We start from the raw sequence: 551 nt of genomic DNA, 5'->3' as shown, positions 1-551 counted from the left end.
GTTGCGCCTGCTTCTACCGCATTGATGATGTTGTCACCGGTAATTGGATTCACCACCACCACTGGGGTCGTGATATTCACCGTGTAGCTCGCATCTGCAGTCGCATTACCCACGTTGCCTGCGGCATCTGTCGCTGCAATGCTGACGTTAATCACTTTGTCTGCATCAAGGACCAATTGTCCGCCGGCAACCGTCACTGACCAGGTTCCACCTGCTTGTACGGTGGTGCTGAGATTCACGCCATTGACGTTCACCGTGACCACATCACCCACAGTGTATTCACCTGTGACTGTTCCTTTGATGGTTTGGTTCGCACCCGCTTCGGTAGAGTCAACCACGCCATCGCCCGCAATCGGATCGATGGTCACCGTGGTGGTGCTGTTATTCGGTGCTGTGGTATCGACTGTATATACTTGCGTATCAGTCACGTTGCTGCTGTTGCCTGCTGCATCGGTGAAGGTCGCTTTGGCATCAATGGTTTTATCACCATCCGCCAACAGGTCACTACCTGCAACCACTGCACTCCACGTACCTGCTGCTGTATTCACAAT

The 551-nt window shown here is 53.2% G+C and carries 1 protein-coding gene; it reads right to left on the bottom strand.

Annotated elements, in window-relative coordinates:
- The coding region (locus F909_RS21400) for an Ig-like domain-containing protein (protein ID WP_212749611.1) at window positions 1-551 on the bottom strand (551 nt) is incomplete at both ends.

Source organism: Acinetobacter sp. ANC 3929, assembly GCF_000369405.1.
Lineage (GTDB): Bacteria > Pseudomonadota > Gammaproteobacteria > Pseudomonadales > Moraxellaceae > Acinetobacter.
The sequence above is the reverse complement of the archived record's forward strand: the minus strand, read 5'-3'. Positions and strand labels throughout refer to the sequence as shown.